Origin of the sequence: Pandoraea apista, from assembly GCF_001465595.2 — a bacterium.
In the GTDB taxonomy this organism is placed as follows: domain Bacteria; phylum Pseudomonadota; class Gammaproteobacteria; order Burkholderiales; family Burkholderiaceae; genus Pandoraea; species Pandoraea apista.
The window spans coordinates 1,067,573-1,084,185 of record NZ_CP013481.2; the positions used below are offsets into that span (position 1 = coordinate 1,067,573).

The 16,613-nt window shown below is 62.7% G+C and carries 14 protein-coding genes and 2 tRNA genes; 7 read left to right on the forward strand and 9 right to left on the reverse strand.

What is annotated here, in order from left to right:
* Both glcE and AT395_RS04955 read right to left on the reverse strand, forming a co-directional pair.
* Positions 1-1,074: a glycolate oxidase subunit GlcE gene (glcE, locus tag AT395_RS04950; RefSeq protein ID WP_048627940.1), complete on the reverse strand. Its 1,074-nt coding sequence runs from the start codon at positions 1,072-1,074 to the stop codon at positions 1-3.
* Positions 1,075-1,124: 50 nt separating this feature from the next.
* A complete protein-coding gene (locus AT395_RS04955) occupies positions 1,125-2,729 on the reverse strand; it encodes an FAD-linked oxidase C-terminal domain-containing protein (protein ID WP_082117650.1) in 1,605 nt (534 codons plus the stop codon).
* A gap of 269 nt (positions 2,730-2,998) precedes the next feature.
* On the opposite strand from AT395_RS04955, the gene AT395_RS04960 reads away from it, so the two are divergent.
* On the forward strand, positions 2,999-3,802 hold the full coding sequence (locus tag AT395_RS04960) for a FadR/GntR family transcriptional regulator (RefSeq protein WP_048627918.1): 804 nt from the start codon (positions 2,999-3,001) through the stop codon (positions 3,800-3,802).
* A 998-nt stretch (positions 3,803-4,800) separates the two neighbouring features.
* On the forward strand, positions 4,801-6,126 hold the full coding sequence (oxlT, locus tag AT395_RS04965) for an oxalate/formate MFS antiporter (protein ID WP_042112868.1): 1,326 nt from the start codon (positions 4,801-4,803) through the stop codon (positions 6,124-6,126).
* Positions 6,127-6,397: 271 nt separating this feature from the next.
* On the opposite strand, the gene AT395_RS04970 is transcribed toward oxlT, so the two are convergent.
* The 3 genes from AT395_RS04970 to fdxA all read right to left on the reverse strand — a co-directional run bounded on the left by AT395_RS04970 (position 6,398) and on the right by fdxA (position 7,063).
* Positions 6,398-6,473: transfer RNA gene (locus AT395_RS04970), tRNA-Asn, on the reverse strand.
* Positions 6,474-6,559: 86 nt separating this feature from the next.
* A tRNA-Asn gene (locus tag AT395_RS04975) sits at positions 6,560-6,635 on the reverse strand.
* 104 nt (positions 6,636-6,739) lie between these two features.
* On the reverse strand, positions 6,740-7,063 hold the full coding sequence (gene fdxA / locus AT395_RS04980) for a ferredoxin FdxA (RefSeq protein WP_042112866.1): 324 nt from the start codon (positions 7,061-7,063) through the stop codon (positions 6,740-6,742).
* A 260-nt stretch (positions 7,064-7,323) separates the two neighbouring features.
* Between fdxA and pncB the strand changes: the two genes are divergently transcribed.
* From pncB to AT395_RS05005, 5 genes are all read left to right on the forward strand, one after another.
* Positions 7,324-8,517, forward strand: a complete 1,194-nt coding sequence (gene pncB, locus AT395_RS04985) for a nicotinate phosphoribosyltransferase (protein ID WP_042112864.1) — start codon at positions 7,324-7,326, stop codon at positions 8,515-8,517.
* A 189-nt stretch (positions 8,518-8,706) separates the two neighbouring features.
* Entirely contained in the window at positions 8,707-9,369 is a 663-nt protein-coding gene (locus AT395_RS04990; RefSeq protein ID WP_048627917.1) for a LutC/YkgG family protein, read from the forward strand.
* A 238-nt stretch (positions 9,370-9,607) separates the two neighbouring features.
* A complete protein-coding gene (locus AT395_RS04995) occupies positions 9,608-11,026 on the forward strand; it encodes a sodium:proton antiporter (protein ID WP_042112859.1) in 1,419 nt (472 codons plus the stop codon).
* Positions 11,027-11,064: 38 nt separating this feature from the next.
* Complete coding sequence (locus AT395_RS05000; RefSeq protein WP_042117353.1) at positions 11,065-12,057, forward strand: 2-hydroxyacid dehydrogenase; 993 nt, start codon at positions 11,065-11,067, stop codon at positions 12,055-12,057.
* 103 nt (positions 12,058-12,160) lie between these two features.
* Positions 12,161-13,621, forward strand: a complete 1,461-nt coding sequence (locus AT395_RS05005) for a DNA recombination protein RmuC (RefSeq protein ID WP_048627939.1) — start codon at positions 12,161-12,163, stop codon at positions 13,619-13,621.
* A 42-nt stretch (positions 13,622-13,663) separates the two neighbouring features.
* Here AT395_RS05005 and AT395_RS05010 read toward each other — a convergent pair whose 3' ends face one another.
* The 4 genes from AT395_RS05010 to mobA form a co-directional block, all read right to left on the reverse strand.
* Positions 13,664-14,146: a GNAT family N-acetyltransferase gene (locus tag AT395_RS05010; RefSeq protein WP_042112857.1), complete on the reverse strand. Its 483-nt coding sequence runs from the start codon at positions 14,144-14,146 to the stop codon at positions 13,664-13,666.
* 73 nt (positions 14,147-14,219) lie between these two features.
* Positions 14,220-14,504 carry a hypothetical protein gene (locus AT395_RS05015; protein ID WP_042112855.1) on the reverse strand — a complete coding sequence of 95 codons (285 nt, stop codon included), beginning with the start codon at positions 14,502-14,504 and terminating at the stop codon, positions 14,220-14,222.
* Between the two features lie 115 nt (positions 14,505-14,619).
* A complete protein-coding gene (moeA, locus tag AT395_RS05020; protein WP_042112852.1) occupies positions 14,620-15,903 on the reverse strand; it encodes a molybdopterin molybdotransferase MoeA in 1,284 nt (427 codons plus the stop codon).
* Positions 15,904-15,989: 86 nt separating this feature from the next.
* On the reverse strand, positions 15,990-16,613 hold the full coding sequence (gene mobA / locus AT395_RS05025) for a molybdenum cofactor guanylyltransferase MobA (protein WP_042112849.1): 624 nt from the start codon (positions 16,611-16,613) through the stop codon (positions 15,990-15,992).

Below are 16,613 nucleotides of genomic sequence, written 5' to 3' on the forward strand. Positions count from 1 at the left end.
TTAGCGGGTCAGCCGATGGCGGTTGAAGATGCGGCTCGGATCGAAAGCTTGCTGAAGACGCTTGCCGATAGCATCCAGCGCGGCCGGTTGCGGGGTGAATACGCCGGCCGACTTATCGCCATGGCGAAACAGCGTAGCATGCCCGCCCGCTGCTGCGGCAATTGCGCGGACTTCGGCGGCGCTGTGCGAGGTGATCCACCAGCGTTGCGCGCCACCCCATTCGATCAATTGTTCGTCGCCATGCGCGAGGGGCGGCGTGGTCGACGGCACCGACAAACGCCACAGCGGCTGTCCGTCTCCCGTGACCGGTGCGGGCGCGAAGAACGGGTGCGTTTGCTCCCGCAGGGCTTGCCAGAAGTCGTGGGCTTCGATGGCGTCGACGGGCTCGCCCCCCATGGTGGTGCGTGCGGCGTCGACGGCCGCGGCCGCGCCGCCCAGACGCACACTCAGTACGCCGTTATGCCAGACCGATCCCATGAGCGGAAGCGGCTGTCCGCCCCAGCGATTGAGCTGGTCGATGGCCGGTGCTTGCGGCATTTCGAAGCGCAGCGTGCGCTCGGCCACCGGACACGGCAGCACTTTGATCGAGAGTTCGAGCAGCACGCCGAGGGTGCCGAGCGAGCCCGCGAGCACGCGCGAGACGTCGTAGCCTGCGACGTTCTTCATCACCTGTCCGCCAAAATGCAGTACCTGACCCTGCCCGTTCATCACAACGGCGCCGAGCACGAAATCGCGCGGCGCGCCGACATGCGGCCGGCGCGGCCCGGCAAGGCCGGCGGCAATGCAGCCACCGAGCGTAGCCCCGGGGCCGAAGTGCGGCGGCTCGAAGGGCAGGATCTGACCGCGTTCGGCCAGTGCCGCTTCGATCTCGGCAAGCGGCGTGCCCGCACGGGCGGTGATTACGAGTTCGGCCGGATCGTACGAAACAATGCCGCGATACGCACGCACGTCGAGCGGCTCGCCATCAGGTGTCTGACCGTACCAGCGCTTGGTGTTGCCACCCTGAATGTCGAGCGGTACGCCGCTCGCGGTGGCGGCGAGTACGCGTTCGCGCAGGGCGGCGAGGGCGTGCATTACCGCTTGCTGATCGGCATCGTGCACCGGGGCGTCTAAGGCTTGCGACATCAGAACCTCGGCAAATCGGGATGGGGCAACAGGCCGCCGCGCACATGCATCCGGCCGTATTCGGCGCAGCGCGCACGCGTGGGGATGGCCTTGTCCGCGTTGAGCAGACCCGCAGGATCGAAGGCACGCTTGACGGCAAAAAATGCGTCGCGTTCTTCTGGCGAGAATTGCACGCACATGGAGTTGATCTTCTCGATGCCGACGCCGTGCTCGCCGGTCACGGTGCCGCCCAGTTCGACACAGGCTTCGAGAATGTCGCTGCCGAATGCTTCGGCGCGGTGCCATTCGTCGAGATCGTTACCGTTGAAGAGGATCAGCGGGTGCATGTTGCCATCGCCCGCGTGAAAGACGTTGATGCAGCGCAGGCCGTATTGCCCTTCCATCGCTTCGATGCGCTTGAGCAGTGTGCCGATAGTCCGGCGCGGAATAGTGCCGTCCATGCAGTAGTAGTCCGGCGAGATGCGTCCGGCGGCGGGGAATGCATTCTTGCGTCCCGACCAGAAGCGCAGGCGTTCGGCTTCGGAGGCGGACACCTGAATGCGGGTGGCGCCCGAGGCGCGCAGCACTGCCGAGACCCGTGCGATCTCTTCCGCGACTTCCTCGGGCGTGCCGTCGGATTCGCACAGCAGGATCGCGGCTGCGTTGAGGTCGTAGCCCGCGTGGACAAACTCTTCCACCGCTTGCGTGGCCGGCTTGTCCATCATCTCGAGACCCGCCGGAATGATGCCCGCCGCGATGATCGCCGCAACGGCGTTGCCGCCCGCTTCCACGTCGTCGAAGCTCGCCATGATGACTTGCTGTACCTGTGGCTTTGGCACGAGCTTCACGGTGATTTCCGTGACCACGCAGAACATCCCTTCGCTGCCGATGAACACGGACAGCAGATCAAGACCGGGGACATCGAGCGCGTGCGAGCCGAATTCCACGATCTCGCCGTCCATCGTGACCGCGCGTACGCGAAGGACGTTGTGCACGGTCAGACCGTATTTCAGGCAGTGCACGCCGCCGGAATTCTCCGAAACGTTGCCGCCGATGGTGCACGCGATCTGCGACGATGGGTCCGGCGCGTAGTAGAGCCCGTACGGCGCAGCGGCTTCGGAGACGGCGAGATTGCGTACGCCGGGCTGCACGGTGGCGGTGCGGGCGTAGGCGTCGACCTCGAGAATGCGCTTGAACCTGGCGAGCGAAAGCACGATACCGTCGGTGATCGGCATGGCGCCGCCAGACAGGCCGGTGCCCGCACCGCGCGGCACGACGGGAACACCCTGTGCGTGGCACGCCCGCAGAATGCGGCAGACCTGATCTTCGTCGGCGGGCAACACAACCGCGAGCGGCAACTTGCGATAGGCCGCAAGACCGTCGCATTCATATGGCGTGATCTGCTCGCGATCGGTGAGCCACTGCGCGTCGGGAACGGCGGCGCGCAGCGCAGCGAGGCGAGCGGCGCGGGTGCCGTCGTCAAGCGTCTCGAAGACGGGCTCATCGTTGAGCGACGTTGGCGGTGCCACTGCAGGTTGCGGCGGCTGCCGATGCAGCGGCGCGGAAGCCGGCGACAGGGGCTGAGAGGGCGAAGTCTGCCCCGGGGACGACGGATGCGATGCCATCAGGCTTTGCTCTCGAACGATCGTTGACGTGTAATATGCGTTTGGTCTACTGGTAGACTGGTCGACCAGTCATTGAATGACACCATCGTAAAGGGAATGATCCGATTTCGACCACAGGGTTAACCCTTGGATCGAGGGCGAACCTTTAACGACGCCGGGCGAGAGGCTGGAGGGCTGCCCTGAGCGAAGCGTCATCCTGTATCGTGGCGTCTGTGATTTTTCTGTAGAGAACCTAAGCCGACATGTCGTCCAACGAGTCGTCACTGCCTATGTCATCCCTACCTGCCAGCGAATCTCCGGGCGCCGCAAGTTTCGCGCCGGTTACGCCGCCGCCGCGCTTGCGCCTGTCCGACATGGTGTACGAGCAACTGGAGACGATGGTTGTCGAAGGCCGGCTTGCGCCGGGCTCGGCGCTGCCGTCCGAGCGCGATCTCGCGCAGCAGATGGGCGTGTCGCGTCCGTCGCTTCGTGAGGCGCTGCTGCGGCTGGAGTCGCGCGGCCTGATCGTAGGGCGCGCCGGCGGGGGCTATCTGGTGGCAAACGCCAGCCAGCCGTGGCTCGCAGAGCCGTTGTCGCAATTGATGTCGCGTCATAGCAAGACGGTCGACGACGTACTCGAAATGCGCGAAGTGCTTGAGGCCAAGGCTGTGGAACTGGCGGCCGAACGCGCGACGCCCGAAGACATCGCCCGGCTCGCACAGGCGCTCGAAGCGCTTGAGGCAGCCTATGCCGCAGGCCGCGACGGTCTGGACGGTGAGGGCGATGCCCAAGGGAAGTCGCTGCTGACCCGCGTGCCCGAACTCGACGCGCATTTCCACCTGGCGCTGGCCGAAGCTACACACAATCTGGTGCTGGTGCATCTGATGCACGCGATCTTCGAATTGTTGCGCGGGTCGGTGGTCGACAATTACCGGGCAATTGTGGGACACGGGGCCGATCTGGCCGAGCTGATCGGCCAGCACCGGCGCATCTTCAACGCGGTGGCATCGCACGACGCCAGCAGCGCGCTGCACTCGTTGCGCGAACATCTGACCTTCATTCGCAACAATTCGGGCGACGTCGGGGCAGTCTGACCCCGATTTCCGCAGACTGACGGTGCCCTCGCCAGAGGGCAAATCGATCCCGTCAAAACGTCATCGTTTTCCCTGACCCTGCGCTGCGCGGCATTACGCTGCGCGGGCGGGAGATCGTCTGCGTTCCGGCGTGCAATACCTCCGAACTCCTCCATTTCCCTGCCTTTGCCGGTTATCGAGCGCTTACGTCGCATGAGGTTGCGCACCCCATGAGCGACGAACGGAAGCCGTTATGCAGCCGCTCTCGGGTTGACAGTGCACCGGCCATCGACTAATTTTGGAACCATAAAAAATACTTAATTCGATATATTGAATCTTGTATATCAGATTCAAAGCGTCGAATCGGCAGCGTCAGAACCCGTGAATCGAACCGGGCAGGACGCCGATCCGGCGCGGGACTCATCGGAGACATCAGTTGGGTAAGCACACATTTCCTTTCGGGCAGGCCGCATGCGACGGTTCCTTCGCAGGGTTTGCCCAGTCGTATCCGCCGCTGGCATCCGACGCTATGGGTCGGGCATTGCGGTGTTCCTCATCTGTCTGCCGCCCGTTGTGGGCAGGCGATCTGGCGATCACGCGTCCGCGAGGCGCGCCCGCCTGAGTGACGGGACCTGGCCTGCGACGAGGCTCACGGGATTCCATCGTGACCTGAATCGCGCAGACCGGTCCGCACTCGAATTCGTCATCTCGTCACCCTTCGGCAGTCGGCAACTTGCCGGCGCGGGCCTGAAAAGCCTGCGTCGCCGCGCCGAAGCGGTGGCCGGAAGTGTCCTTTGGCGCTTCCGCAAGTCAGTCAGCCGGGGCTCAAGCCCTGCGAGCGCGCCGCCAGGCAGCGTTCCGCGATCAAGCGGCCAAGCATGAGCCGCATGTAACGCCAGGAGGCGTGCCGTATCTGCGATTCCCCATGCCGGGACGCGCTGCGGCACGCGATGACGGCGGGCACCGCCCAACGAGGTGCGGGCCGCCGCCAATCGTCTGACAGGTATAGGAGGCAAGTCATGCAAGCAGCTGCGCAACCGGAGGAGAAGACCTCTTTTCTGGGAGGGCGCTGGTCACAACTGGTGATCGGCATCATTTGTATGGGCCTGGTGGCCAATCTGCAGTATTCGTGGACGTTGTTTGTCGAGCCGATGGAAGCAAAGCACCATTGGGGCATTGCAGCCATTCAGGTAGCGTTCTCGATCTTCATCGTGGTGGAAACGTGGCTGGTGCCGATCGAGGGCTGGCTGGTCGATCGTTTCGGGCCCCGGCCTGTGGTCGCGGGAGGTGCGATCTGCGTGGCGCTGTCGTGGATCATGTACTCGTACGCCGAAACGCTGACGGTGTTGTACACGGCGGCGGTCATTGCCGGTATCGGTGCGGGTTGCGTGTACGGCACCTGCGTGGGTAACGCGCTCAAGTGGTTCCCGGACAAGCGGGGGCTCGCCGCGGGTCTGACGGCAGCCGGTTTCGGCGCCGGTGCTGCGATCACGGTCATTCCGATTGCCAACATGATCCGCGAATCGGGCTACGAGGCAGCGTTTTTCAACTTCGGTATCGTGCAGGGCGTGGCGATCTTCATTCTTGCGCTGTTGCTGGTCAAACCGCGTGCGCCGAAAGGTGTCACCGTGTCGCGCCGCAATCTGGCGACAAAGGTTGACTACACCTCGGGTCAGATGATTCGCACACCGGTGTTCTGGGTGATCTACATCTGCTTTGTGGCGGTGGCCGCCGGTGGTCTGATGGCGACGGCGCAGATCGGGCCGATCGCGAAGGACTATGGTATTGCTTCGATGCCGATGACGCTGTTCGGCGCCACGCTGCCGCTGCTGACCATGACGCTGTCGATCGACAACCTGTGCAACGGCTTCACGCGTCCGCTGTGTGGCTTTGTATCGGACAAGATCGGTCGTGAGAACGCCATGTTCATCATCTTCCTCGGCGAAGGGGTGGCAATGCTCGGCCTGATGCACTTCGGTCAGAACCCGTACATGTTTGTGTTCTTCGCGGCGATGACCTTCCTGTGCTGGGGCGAAATCTTCTCGATCTTCCCGGCGCTGTGTGCGGATACGTTCGGCAGCAAGAATGCGGCGTCCAATGCCGGCACGTTGTACACGGCCAAGGGGACGGCGGCGTTGCTGGTGCCGCTGGCGTCGGTGCTCGCCATTGGCGGTCACTGGGATCGCGTGTTCATCGCCGCTGCGGTGATCAGCATTACGGCGGCGGTGGCAGCGAAGTTCCTGCTCGCACCGATGCGTCGCCGCTGGATCGAGAGCGTGAACAACAACGAACTGGAAGCGTCGGCAAAGCCGCCGGTTGCAATGAGTGCGCCCGCGAGCGAGTAAGTGAGCAAGCCGGTGGAGCCGTGTGCGGATGAGTGAACGTATCGGACGTATCGGACGTATCGGACGTATCGAAAGTACCGGCGCACGGTTCGGAAGGTGAGATGGCGGGGTGCCGGAGACGGCGCCCCGTTTTCATTGGCGCGACGAAGGCGATGCTGGGAGGGCGGGACGCGGAGGTGCGAGATGCCGGGCGCGGGCGATGGCGTCTTGTTGTGTGACGCCGCCGCAGAAAACAAAAAAGCCTTGCCGATCGGCAAGGCTTTTTGCATTTTGGCTCCTCGACCTGGGCTCGAACCAGGGACCTACGGATTAACAGTCCGGCGCTCTACCAACTGAGCTATCGAGGATCAAACTCGTATGTCATACATCGTTATGACGACGTATCGACTAAAACAAAAGCCTCGCGTGCGCGAGGCCATCGCTTCGGTATTCTTGGCTCCCCGACCTGGGCTCGAACCAGGGACCTACGGATTAACAGTCCGGCGCTCTACCAACTGAGCTATCGGGGATCAAAAGAGAAAGCGATTATAGTGGCGCTATTTGCACGCTGTCAACACCGTGCGCGCATTTTTTCTGCATCAATGGGACGAAGTCCGCCAATAACGCTCGTGGCTCAGCGCTCGAGCAGATGCAGCTTGTCGGTCACGTCTTTCCACTGATCCGCATCGGGCAAAGACGGCTTGGTCTTCGTGATGCTCGGCCAGTTGACCGAGAGTTCCGCGTTCAGCGCGATGAAGGCTTGTTGATCGCCCGGCACGTCCTCTTCGGCATAAATGGCGTTCACCGGACACTCGGCCACACAGACGGCGCAATCGATGCACTCGTCCGGGTCGATGGACAGGAAGTTAGGGCCTTCGCGGAAGCAGTCCACGGGGCAAACGTCCACACAGTCGGTGAATTTACATTTGATGCAGCTTTCGGTGACAACGTGCGTCATGCCAACTCCAGAGTAGGGCGCGAAACGGCTTCGAACGGCCGTTAAAACGCGTATTGTAACGCAGCCCGACGCCGCTCGTGCGAGAGCCGAAATGCGGGTGGAACAAGGCATCCCCGCCATCGTGCGATCCGCCGCAATGTCATGAGTGGCACCGCTTTGCGGTACGATGTTCGGTGTTCTCATACGCTGTCGAAACGGCCTCCGGCCGATCGGTGGTGTTCGCTGCTTTCTCGTAAGCGCTCCTTTCGGGGCCCGCCGTCATGATCATCACGTCGCTGCTCGATACCGATCTCTATAAGTTCACGATGATGCAGGTAGTGCTGCATCACTTTCCCGCTGCGCAAGTGGAGTACCGCTTCAAGTGCCGCACCGAAGGTGTCGACCTGACGCCTTATGTCGAAGAGATTCGAGATGAGATCCGGTTGCTGTGCGGTCTGCGCTTCACCGAGTCGGAATTGCGTTATCTCGGTGCGATGCGTTTCATCAAGAGCGATTTCGTCGATTTTCTCGATCTGTTCCACCTGAACGAGAAGTACATCACCGTGCAGCCGTCGCCGAAGGGCAATGGCGAGATCGACATCACGATTCGCGGCCCGTGGCTGCACACGATCCTGTTCGAAATTCCGGTGCTGGCGATCGTCAACGAAGTGTATTTCCGCAATACACAGCGCACGCCCGCTTATCAGGAAGGCCGCCAGCGGCTCAGGGACAAGATCTGCATGCTCGCTGAGCGCGTGGACTATCGCGAGTGCAAGATCGCCGATTACGGCACACGTCGCCGCTTCTCGAAGGAGTGGCACGAAGAGGTGATTCTCACACTGCGCGACGAACTGGGCGAACAGTTCGCGGGCACGAGCAATGTGTATTACGCGTCCAAGCTCGGTCTCACCCCGCTGGGTACCATGGCCCACGAGTACCTTCAGGCGTGTCAGGCACTGGGTCCGCGGTTGCGCGACTCGCAGATTTTCGGCTTCGAGACGTGGGCGAAAGAGTACCGCGGCGATCTGGGAATTGCGCTCTCGGACGTGTACGGCATGTCTGCCTTCCTGCGCGATTTCGACATGTATTTCTGCAAGCTCTTCGACGGGGCGCGTCACGATTCGGGCGATCCGTTTGCGTGGGGCGAGCGTTTGCTGGAGCATTACGCGCAAAACCGCGTCGACGCGCATACCAAGACGATGATCTTCTCGGACGGCCTCGATATCCCCAAAGTCCTTCAGCTTTTCGAGCGTTTTCGCGATCGCTGCAAACTGGCGTTCGGCGTGGGCACGAACCTCACGAACGACCTTGGCTATCAACCGTTGCAGATCGTCATCAAGATGGTGCGCTGCAACGGCCAGCCGGTCGCGAAACTCTCCGATTCGCCGGGCAAGAACATGTGCGACGACGACGCGTATCTGGCCTACTTGCGCCAGGTTTTCGAGATTGCCCCGGAGCCGGCGGTGGATGCTTGACGACCGGTAGCGGTGGTGTGATCCGAGCGCCGGGACAGAGCATTCCGATAGTGCGCGAACGCTCGTCGCACCGGCTGGGGCAGCCGCTATAATTGCGCATCGCCCGCCGGACTTGTTCCGGTGGCTTCGAAGAGACGATAAGCGACGACGCCGGCGGCAGACCGGTGCGTCGGCTTCACAGGACAGCCCATGGATACCTCCGACGCTCGTAACCGCATCTTTGCCCGCATTCGCAACGCACAGCATCGTCCCGATGTGGCGCGTGCGAACGAGCAGGCAGCGGCCGAGGATTATCTGGCGCGTCATCCTCAGGGGCCGCGTCCTGCACTGTCTGCCGATCTCATCGCGACATTCATCGGAAAGGCCGAAGCGCTCTCGACGACCATCACGCGCGTGCCTGGCATGAGCGACGTGCCGGCCGCAGCCGCGACCTATTTGCAGGCCAACGGCCTCACCATGCAGGCGGTGGCGTGGCCGACGTTACGTGATCTGGATTGGGCGAAGGCGGGCTGCGATGTGGCGTTTCGCAAACCGCATGGCGACGATCTGGTGGGCATCACGGGTTGTTTCTGCGCGATCGCAGAGACCGGCGCGCTGATGATGATGTCCGGGCCGGAGACGTTTGCCTCGGCTACGTTGCTGCCCGAGACCCACATTGCCGTCGTGCCGGCATCGCGGATTGTCGCCGGCCATGAAGACGGCTTCGCGCTCATGCGCAGTGAGCGTGGTCAACTCTCGCGCGCGACCAATTTCATTGCCGGACCCTCGCGTACCGCCGATATCGAACAAACGCTGGTGTTGGGGGCGCATGGTCCCTACCGCCTTCATCTCATCATCGTCGACGGCGCCTGACGAGGGACGCGGCGTCCACGCCGGTCCGCCATCGAAAGCCCTTCATATCCCGACCACCCGCGCGAGTGACGGGGGGATGCGTTGTCTTTCGAGAATCCACCGAAGATTTCCGCCTATGGCGGGACGGACGGTACGTAACTTTTGTATGGGAAATCTCCCAAGCTGGCGTCGTTTGGGGCACTCAGCCGCTAACGGTGACTCATATGGAGTTGACCATCAATCATCAGGAACCATAAAAATGCTTAAGGGGATTTGGGGAGCCTTGGTTACGGCGGGGCTGGCATTGGCAAGTCCTGCGGCGTTTGCTGCCGGACCGGACGGCGCACAACTCGTCGCCTGGTGGGGCGTGCCGTTTGCAGGGCTATTGCTTTCGATCGCGCTTGGACCGTTGCTTGCACCCGCGTTCTGGCACCACCATTTCGGCAAGATCGCGGCCTTCTGGGGCGCGGCATTTCTGGTGCCGTTCGCACTCGTGTTCGGCATAGGCGCTGCATGGCATGGCGCGGTACATGCCATGGTCGCGGAGTTCATTCCTTTCGTTGTGCTGCTCACGGCGCTGTTCACGACAGCGGGCGGCATTTGCGTTCACGGCAATCTACGCGGTGGACCGTGGCTCAATACCGGGCTGTTGCTGCTGGGTACCGTGCTGGCGAGCATTATGGGAACCACGGGCGCGGCCATGTTGCTGATCCGTCCGCTCATTCGCGCGAACGACAATCGAAAGCACAACGTGCATATCGTTGTGTTCTTCATCTTCCTCGTGGCGAACGCCGGAGGCTCGCTGACGCCGCTGGGCGATCCGCCGCTCTTCCTCGGCTTCCTGCAAGGGGTGGACTTTTTCTGGACTACCGCTCACATCTGGCCTGAGACGCTGTTCATCTGCGGCGTGCTGCTGGTGCTGTTTTTTCTGATCGACGCGTACTACTTCCGCCAGAAGAGCGAGCGTCTAATCGAAGACCTGGACCCGACACCGCATGCTGCGCCGCTGCGACTCGAGGGAAAACGCAATTTCGTATTGCTCGCCGCTGCGGTCGGGCTGGTGCTGATGAGCGGCGTCTGGAAGCCGGGCGTCGAGTTCGACGTCTTCGGGACGCCTGTTGAACTGCAAAACATCGCGCGTGATGTGGGGTTGATCGTGGTAACGCTCATGTCGCTGGCGATTACGCCACGCACGGCACGTGAAGGCAACGACTTCAACTGGGAGCCGATGAAGGAAGTGGCCAAGCTGTTCGCCGGCATCTTTCTGACGATCATCCCGGTGGTGGCCATATTGCGCGCGGGTGAAGCTGGCGCACTGGGCTGGGTGATTCGTCTGGTGACCGGGCCGGGCGGTGTGCCGGACGACGTCATGTACTTCTGGGCGACGGGGCTGCTCTCGTCATTCCTCGACAATGCGCCGACCTATCTGGTGTTCTTCAACACGGCCGGTGGCGATGCGGCAACGCTGATGACTGCGGGCGCAACGACGCTGGCAGCGATTTCGGCGGGCGCGGTATTCATGGGCGCGAACACGTACATCGGTAATGCGCCGAACTTCATGGTGAAAGCCATTGCGGAGCAGCGCGGCGTTCGCATGCCAAGCTTCTTTGGCTATATGCTGTGGTCGGGCGCGATTCTGCTGCCACTGTTCGTTGTGACGACCCTGATATTCTTCTGAGCTGCAATATTGCCAAGCGGCCAACCTTTGCGAGACGACTGGTGAAACCGAAGATCCTGGTAGCCCGAGCCATTTTTCCGGACGTGATCGAGCGTCTGGCACAGTATTTCGATGTCGAGCGAAACGACGCGGATACCGTGTATTCGAGTGAAGAACTACGCGCACGTCTGGCTGATAAGGCTGGGGCGATCACAACGGCGAGCGAACGCATCGATGCATCGGTGCTCGCCGGTGCGCCGCATTTGCGCGTGGTGGCCAATATGGCGGTGGGCTACAACAATTTCGACATTGAGGCCATGACCGCAGCTGGCGTCATGGCAACGAACACCCCGGACGTACTCAACGAGACAACGGCCGATTTCGGCTGGGCCTTGTTGATGGCGACGGCGCGTCGCGTGACTGAGTCGGAGCGCTGGCTGCGCGAGGGACACTGGGATAAGTGGGCCTACGACATGTTCCTGGGCGCGGACGTGCACGGCAGTACGCTGGGCATTATCGGCATGGGGCGTATCGGACAGGCGATTGCCCGGCGCGCGATGGGTTTCAACATGCATGTCGTGTATCACAACCGCTCACGTCTCGACGATGCGACGGAAGCCGCCTGCAAGGCGAGCTATGTGGACAAGAACACGCTGCTGCGCACGGCAGATCACGTCATTCTGGTGCTGCCCTATTCGGCGGCGACCCATCACACGATCGGTGCGGCAGAACTGGCCGTCATGAAGCCGACGGCCACGCTGGTCAATTTGGCGCGAGGCGGCATTGTGGACGATGCCGCACTCGCTGCCGCGCTGGCGAAAGGGCAGATTGCGGCGGCAGGGCTCGATGTCTTCGAAGGGGAGCCGAAGGTGCATCCCGACTTGCTGAAGGTGTCGAATATCGTACTGACGCCCCATATCGCAAGTGCTTCGGCGGCAACACGCCGTGGCATGGCGAGTCTGGCGGCCGACAATCTGATCGCAGCATTGGGGTTCGGGGCGGCGGCAGGCAAGCCGCCGTGTCTGCTGAATCCGGCGGCACGTAAGTCGTAGCGGCCAAAGCGGCCACGGTAGCCCTGGCGGCTGTCATGGCCGCCGCACACGATAGTTTCAGGCAGCGGGATCGGAAAGCGTCAACGGGAGTCGCAACGCGATGGTGGAGATGGTGTTGGTAGCGCTCGCAGCGCTAAATCTGTTGGTCATGCTCGCGATTGCGGTGAAGGTCTGGCAACGTAATGGCGATACGTCGCTGCGCGAGACACTCACCGACTCGCTCACGCATGTGAGAGATGACTTGCTGCAAGCCGCCGATCGCAGCGAGCGCGGGTTGCGTCAGGAGTTTGCAGAAATCGCGCGTGCCGGCCGCGGTGAGCAGAGCTCACAAATGGCGCAGTTTCAGCAAACGCTGGCGGCGCAAATGACAAGCGTGGCCACGGTGCAGAACAACCAGATCGATGGCTTTGCACAGCAATTGGCCAAACTGACCGAGTCGAATGCGGCGCAGCTTGAGGCAGTGCGTCAGAGCCTGGTGCTCAACGGGCAGCAGATGCGTGAGGAGCAGACGTCTACGCTGCGCCGCTTCGGCGAAGCTCAACATCAGCAACTCACGCAACTGGCAGAGGGCAACGAACGCCGGCTGGCGGAAGTGCGTGCCACGCTCGAGCAGAAGCTCAAGGACATTGAGGTCAATAACGCGACGAAGCTCGACGAGATGCGCCGCACCGTTGACGAGAAGTTGCATGCCACGCTTGAGCAGCGGCTCGGCGAATCGTTCAAGCTGGTCTCCGACCGTCTGGAACAAGTGCATCGCGGTCTGGGCGAGATGCAGACGCTCGCCGCCGGTGTGGGCGATCTGAAGCGTGTGCTGACCAACGTGAAGACGCGAGGTATCTGGGGCGAAGTGCAGTTGCAGGCATTGCTCGAACAATTGCTCACGCCAGACCAGTTCGCCAAGAACGTTGCGACCAAGCCGGGAAGTGCCGAGCGGGTGGAATTTGCGATTGCGCTGCCGGGGCAGAGTGGCGATAGCAACACGCCGGTGTGGTTGCCCATCGATGCGAAATTCCCGCGTGAGGATTACGAGCGTCTGCTTGACGCCCAGGAGCGTGCGGATCCGGTGGCCGTCGAGGAGGCCTCGAAGGCACTGGAAACGCGTATCCGTCTGGAAGCGAAAACCATCGCCGAAAAGTACCTTGCCCCGCCGCACACGACCGATTTCGCACTGCTGTTCCTGCCCACGGAAGGGCTTTACGCCGAAGTGCTGCGGCGTCCGGGACTCTCGGATCTGCTGCAACGCGAATATCGCGTGACCGTGGCCGGCCCGACAACGTTGACCGCACTGCTCAACAGTTTGCAGATGGGCTTCCGCACGCTTGCCATTGAGCGCCGTTCCAGTGAAGTCTGGCAGGTGCTCGGTGCAGTGAAGACGGAGTTCTCCAAGTTCGGCGACGTGCTTGCCAAGACCAAGGCGCAACTCGAGACGGTGACCCGCTCCATCGACAAGGCGGAAGTGCGAACGCGCGCGATGGCGCGCCAGCTCAAGGCCGTTGAGGCGCTGCCCGGTGAGCAGGCCGTCGAGCTGCTGGGTGTGGAACTGGACACCGACGACGAGGCGTGAGCCGCTCGACCGCTCACACCATGCGGGACAGTGGCGGCGTTGTCACTCGCCTTTGGCAAACCGGCTGAGCGCCTCGCCCGTCATGCGAACGACACGCCAATCGGGCAACACCGTTGCACCCTGCGACGTGTAGAAGTCGATTGCCGGCTGGTTCCAGTCGAGCACCGTCCATTCAAAGCGTCCGCACTGCCGCTCGACGGCGATGCGGGCGAGTCGGCGCAACAGTGCCTGGCCGACGCCTTTGCCGCGCATCGACGGCTGCACGTAGACGTCTTCGAGATACAGACCGCGTCGCCCGAGGAACGTCGAGAAGTTGTGGAAGAACAGCGCGTAGCCAACGGCCTTGCCATTCCATTCCGCCATCAGGCACTCGGCGGCCGGTGTTTTTCCGAATAACGCCTCGCGCACGCTTTCCGGCGTCGCTTCGAAGATATCCAGCAACTTCTCGAAAACGGCCAGTTCCTGCATCAGGCTGTGAATGGCGCCGACGTCGTCGGCGGTGGCGGCACGTATGTTCAAGGACATGGGGGCAATAACGTGAGAGGCGGCGCTGTCACCGGCGCAATGCACCGGGAGTCAGGCGCCGCGGGGGCGGGGATCAGTATTCTTCTTCGGGGGCGTCGCTCAGGGCGACTTCGATCCCGCCAAATCGTTCGGCCACCCAGTTGTAAGCGTGGCACGCGATCCAGAGCAGCACGAAGCCGACGATGGCATTAAGGACCAGTGCAGAAATGAACGCGAGTCCCGGCAGTTCGCCATAGCGGATGAATGCCGCCAGGAAGGCGAGCAGTACCAGCGGAATACTGAAAGTGAGATAGACCAGCACCAGCGCTTTGGCCGTCTGGCCGGGACTGATGTATGTGATCTGCTTTTTCGTTGTCATTGACGTGTGCTTTCGGTTTGTTGCCGTCATCGTCGAAGCGCCGATGACGGCGATATATTGCGGCTACGTTGTTTCGTTGCTTCGTTTTTTGGGGAAATCGGGGGCGGTGTTCGCGCTAGACCAGTCCGTCGAACACAATGACGTCGACCGGTTCGCCTGCCGCCACATCGCCGCGTGCGGTGCCGAGCGTGACAAAGCAGTTGGCTTCGCTCATCGTGCGCAGAATGCCGGCGCTTTGCGCATCGGCGACCGTGACTTGCCAGCGGCCCTGAGCATCGGCGGCAAGAATGCCGCGCAGGAACTCGGTACGGCCGGGACGCTTGGCAATCGCCGTTGTCGTTGGCACGGGCAGACTCGGCGTGGCTTGCGGCTCGGCGCCCATCAATGCGAACAGACCGTCTCGAACCAGATGGTAAAACGACGCCATCACGGCGGCCGGGTTGCCCGGCAGGCCGAAGAGGAGCGCGCGATGGCCGTCGCTCTCGAGTTCGCCGAACGCGAACGGCCGGCCGGGGCGCATCGCCATCTTCCAGAACACCACGTTGCCCAGGCGCGCCATCATTTCGCGCGTGAAGTCGGCTTCGCCGACCGAGACACCGCCCGACGTAATGACGGCATCGGCCTCACGGCAGGCCGTGCGAAGCGTGTCCTCGATCGCCTGCGGGTCGTCGCGCACAACCCCCAGATCAAGCACTTCGACACCTAGCCGTTGCAGCATGCCGAAGAGCGTGTAACGGTTGCTGTCGTACAAATTGCCCGGCGCAAGCGGCTCGCCGACCGAGCGGAGTTCGTCGCCGGTCGAGAAGAACGCCACACGAATGCGGCGGCGCACCGGCACTTCGGCAATGCCCAGCGACGCGAGCAGACCGAGGGCTGCCGGTCGTAGGCGCTTGCCGGCGTGCAACGCCGCATGGCCCGCGGCGAGATCCTCGCCAACATGGCGAACGTGACGGCCGGCGGTGACGGCGTTGGCCGCAAAGGCGATCACTTCCGTATCGCCTTCGCGCCGCACCTGTTCCTGAGGAATGACCGTGTCGCATCCGGCGGGCAACAGCGCACCGGTCATGATGCGCACGCACTCGCCCGGCGCGGCCGTGCCGTCGAACGGATGGCCCGCGAACGAGCGGCCCGCCACGCGCAGGCGTACCTCGCCGCCTGCGGCCAGCGCGCTGCTGGCGAAGGCGTAGCCATCCATGGCGGCGTTTTCGAAAGCGGGAACATCGAGCGGCGAGATGACGTCGCGCCCGAGTACACGGCCCAGGGCACTGCGTACGGCGACCTGCTCGATGGCCGACACCGGACTCGCGGTGCGCACGATAACCGCGCGCGCCAATTCGACCGTCATGTCGTTGGGGTCGTGGTCTGGCAAGCCGGCCAGGGCTTCGTCTAGTGTTGTCATTGGTGTGGCGTCGTCATCCGGCAAGTATCCGGCATGAATCCGTAAATGCGGTGGCGACGGATCTGGCCGCGTCGATGCCCGGATTATCAGGGGGCGCGCGGCGTATCGGTATGGAGGTCGTCCAGCGTGTTGACATTGTAAAACGGACGCTCGTTGCCGAAGTGAACTTGTACGGCCTTGTGGCGCGCCAGCCACGCTCGCACGCGATGCTCGCCTGACGCCAGTGTGGCCGCCAGATCGTCTGCCAGCGCGCGGTGCAAAAGGGCAAATACCGGATGTGGGCCCCGGGCCGTGACGGCAAAGGCGGCCAGCAGCGGCGGAGCGCCCGTACCGGAGGGCGAATCGGTCAACGCGGCAGCCAGCCGTTCGCCAAGATCCTCAGGGAGAAATGGGGAGTCGCACGGTACGGTGAGAACATAGTCCGTACGCGCCGCGCGCAATCCGGCGAGCATGCCGGCGAGCGGACCGGCGAAGTCCTGCGTCTCGTCGCTTACGACCTGCGCGCCGAATGCCGCATAGGCATCGCGATTCCGGTTGGCGCTAATGAGGAATGTTTCGACCTGCGGGCGCAGCCGTTCGGCGACATGCGCGACCAGCGGCCGGCCCGAGAATATCTGCAAGCCCTTGTCGCGCCCGCCCATGCGTTGTCCACGTCCGCCCGCGAGAATCAGGCCGGTGATCGTATCGCGGGGGATCGGGCTGGCAGTCAT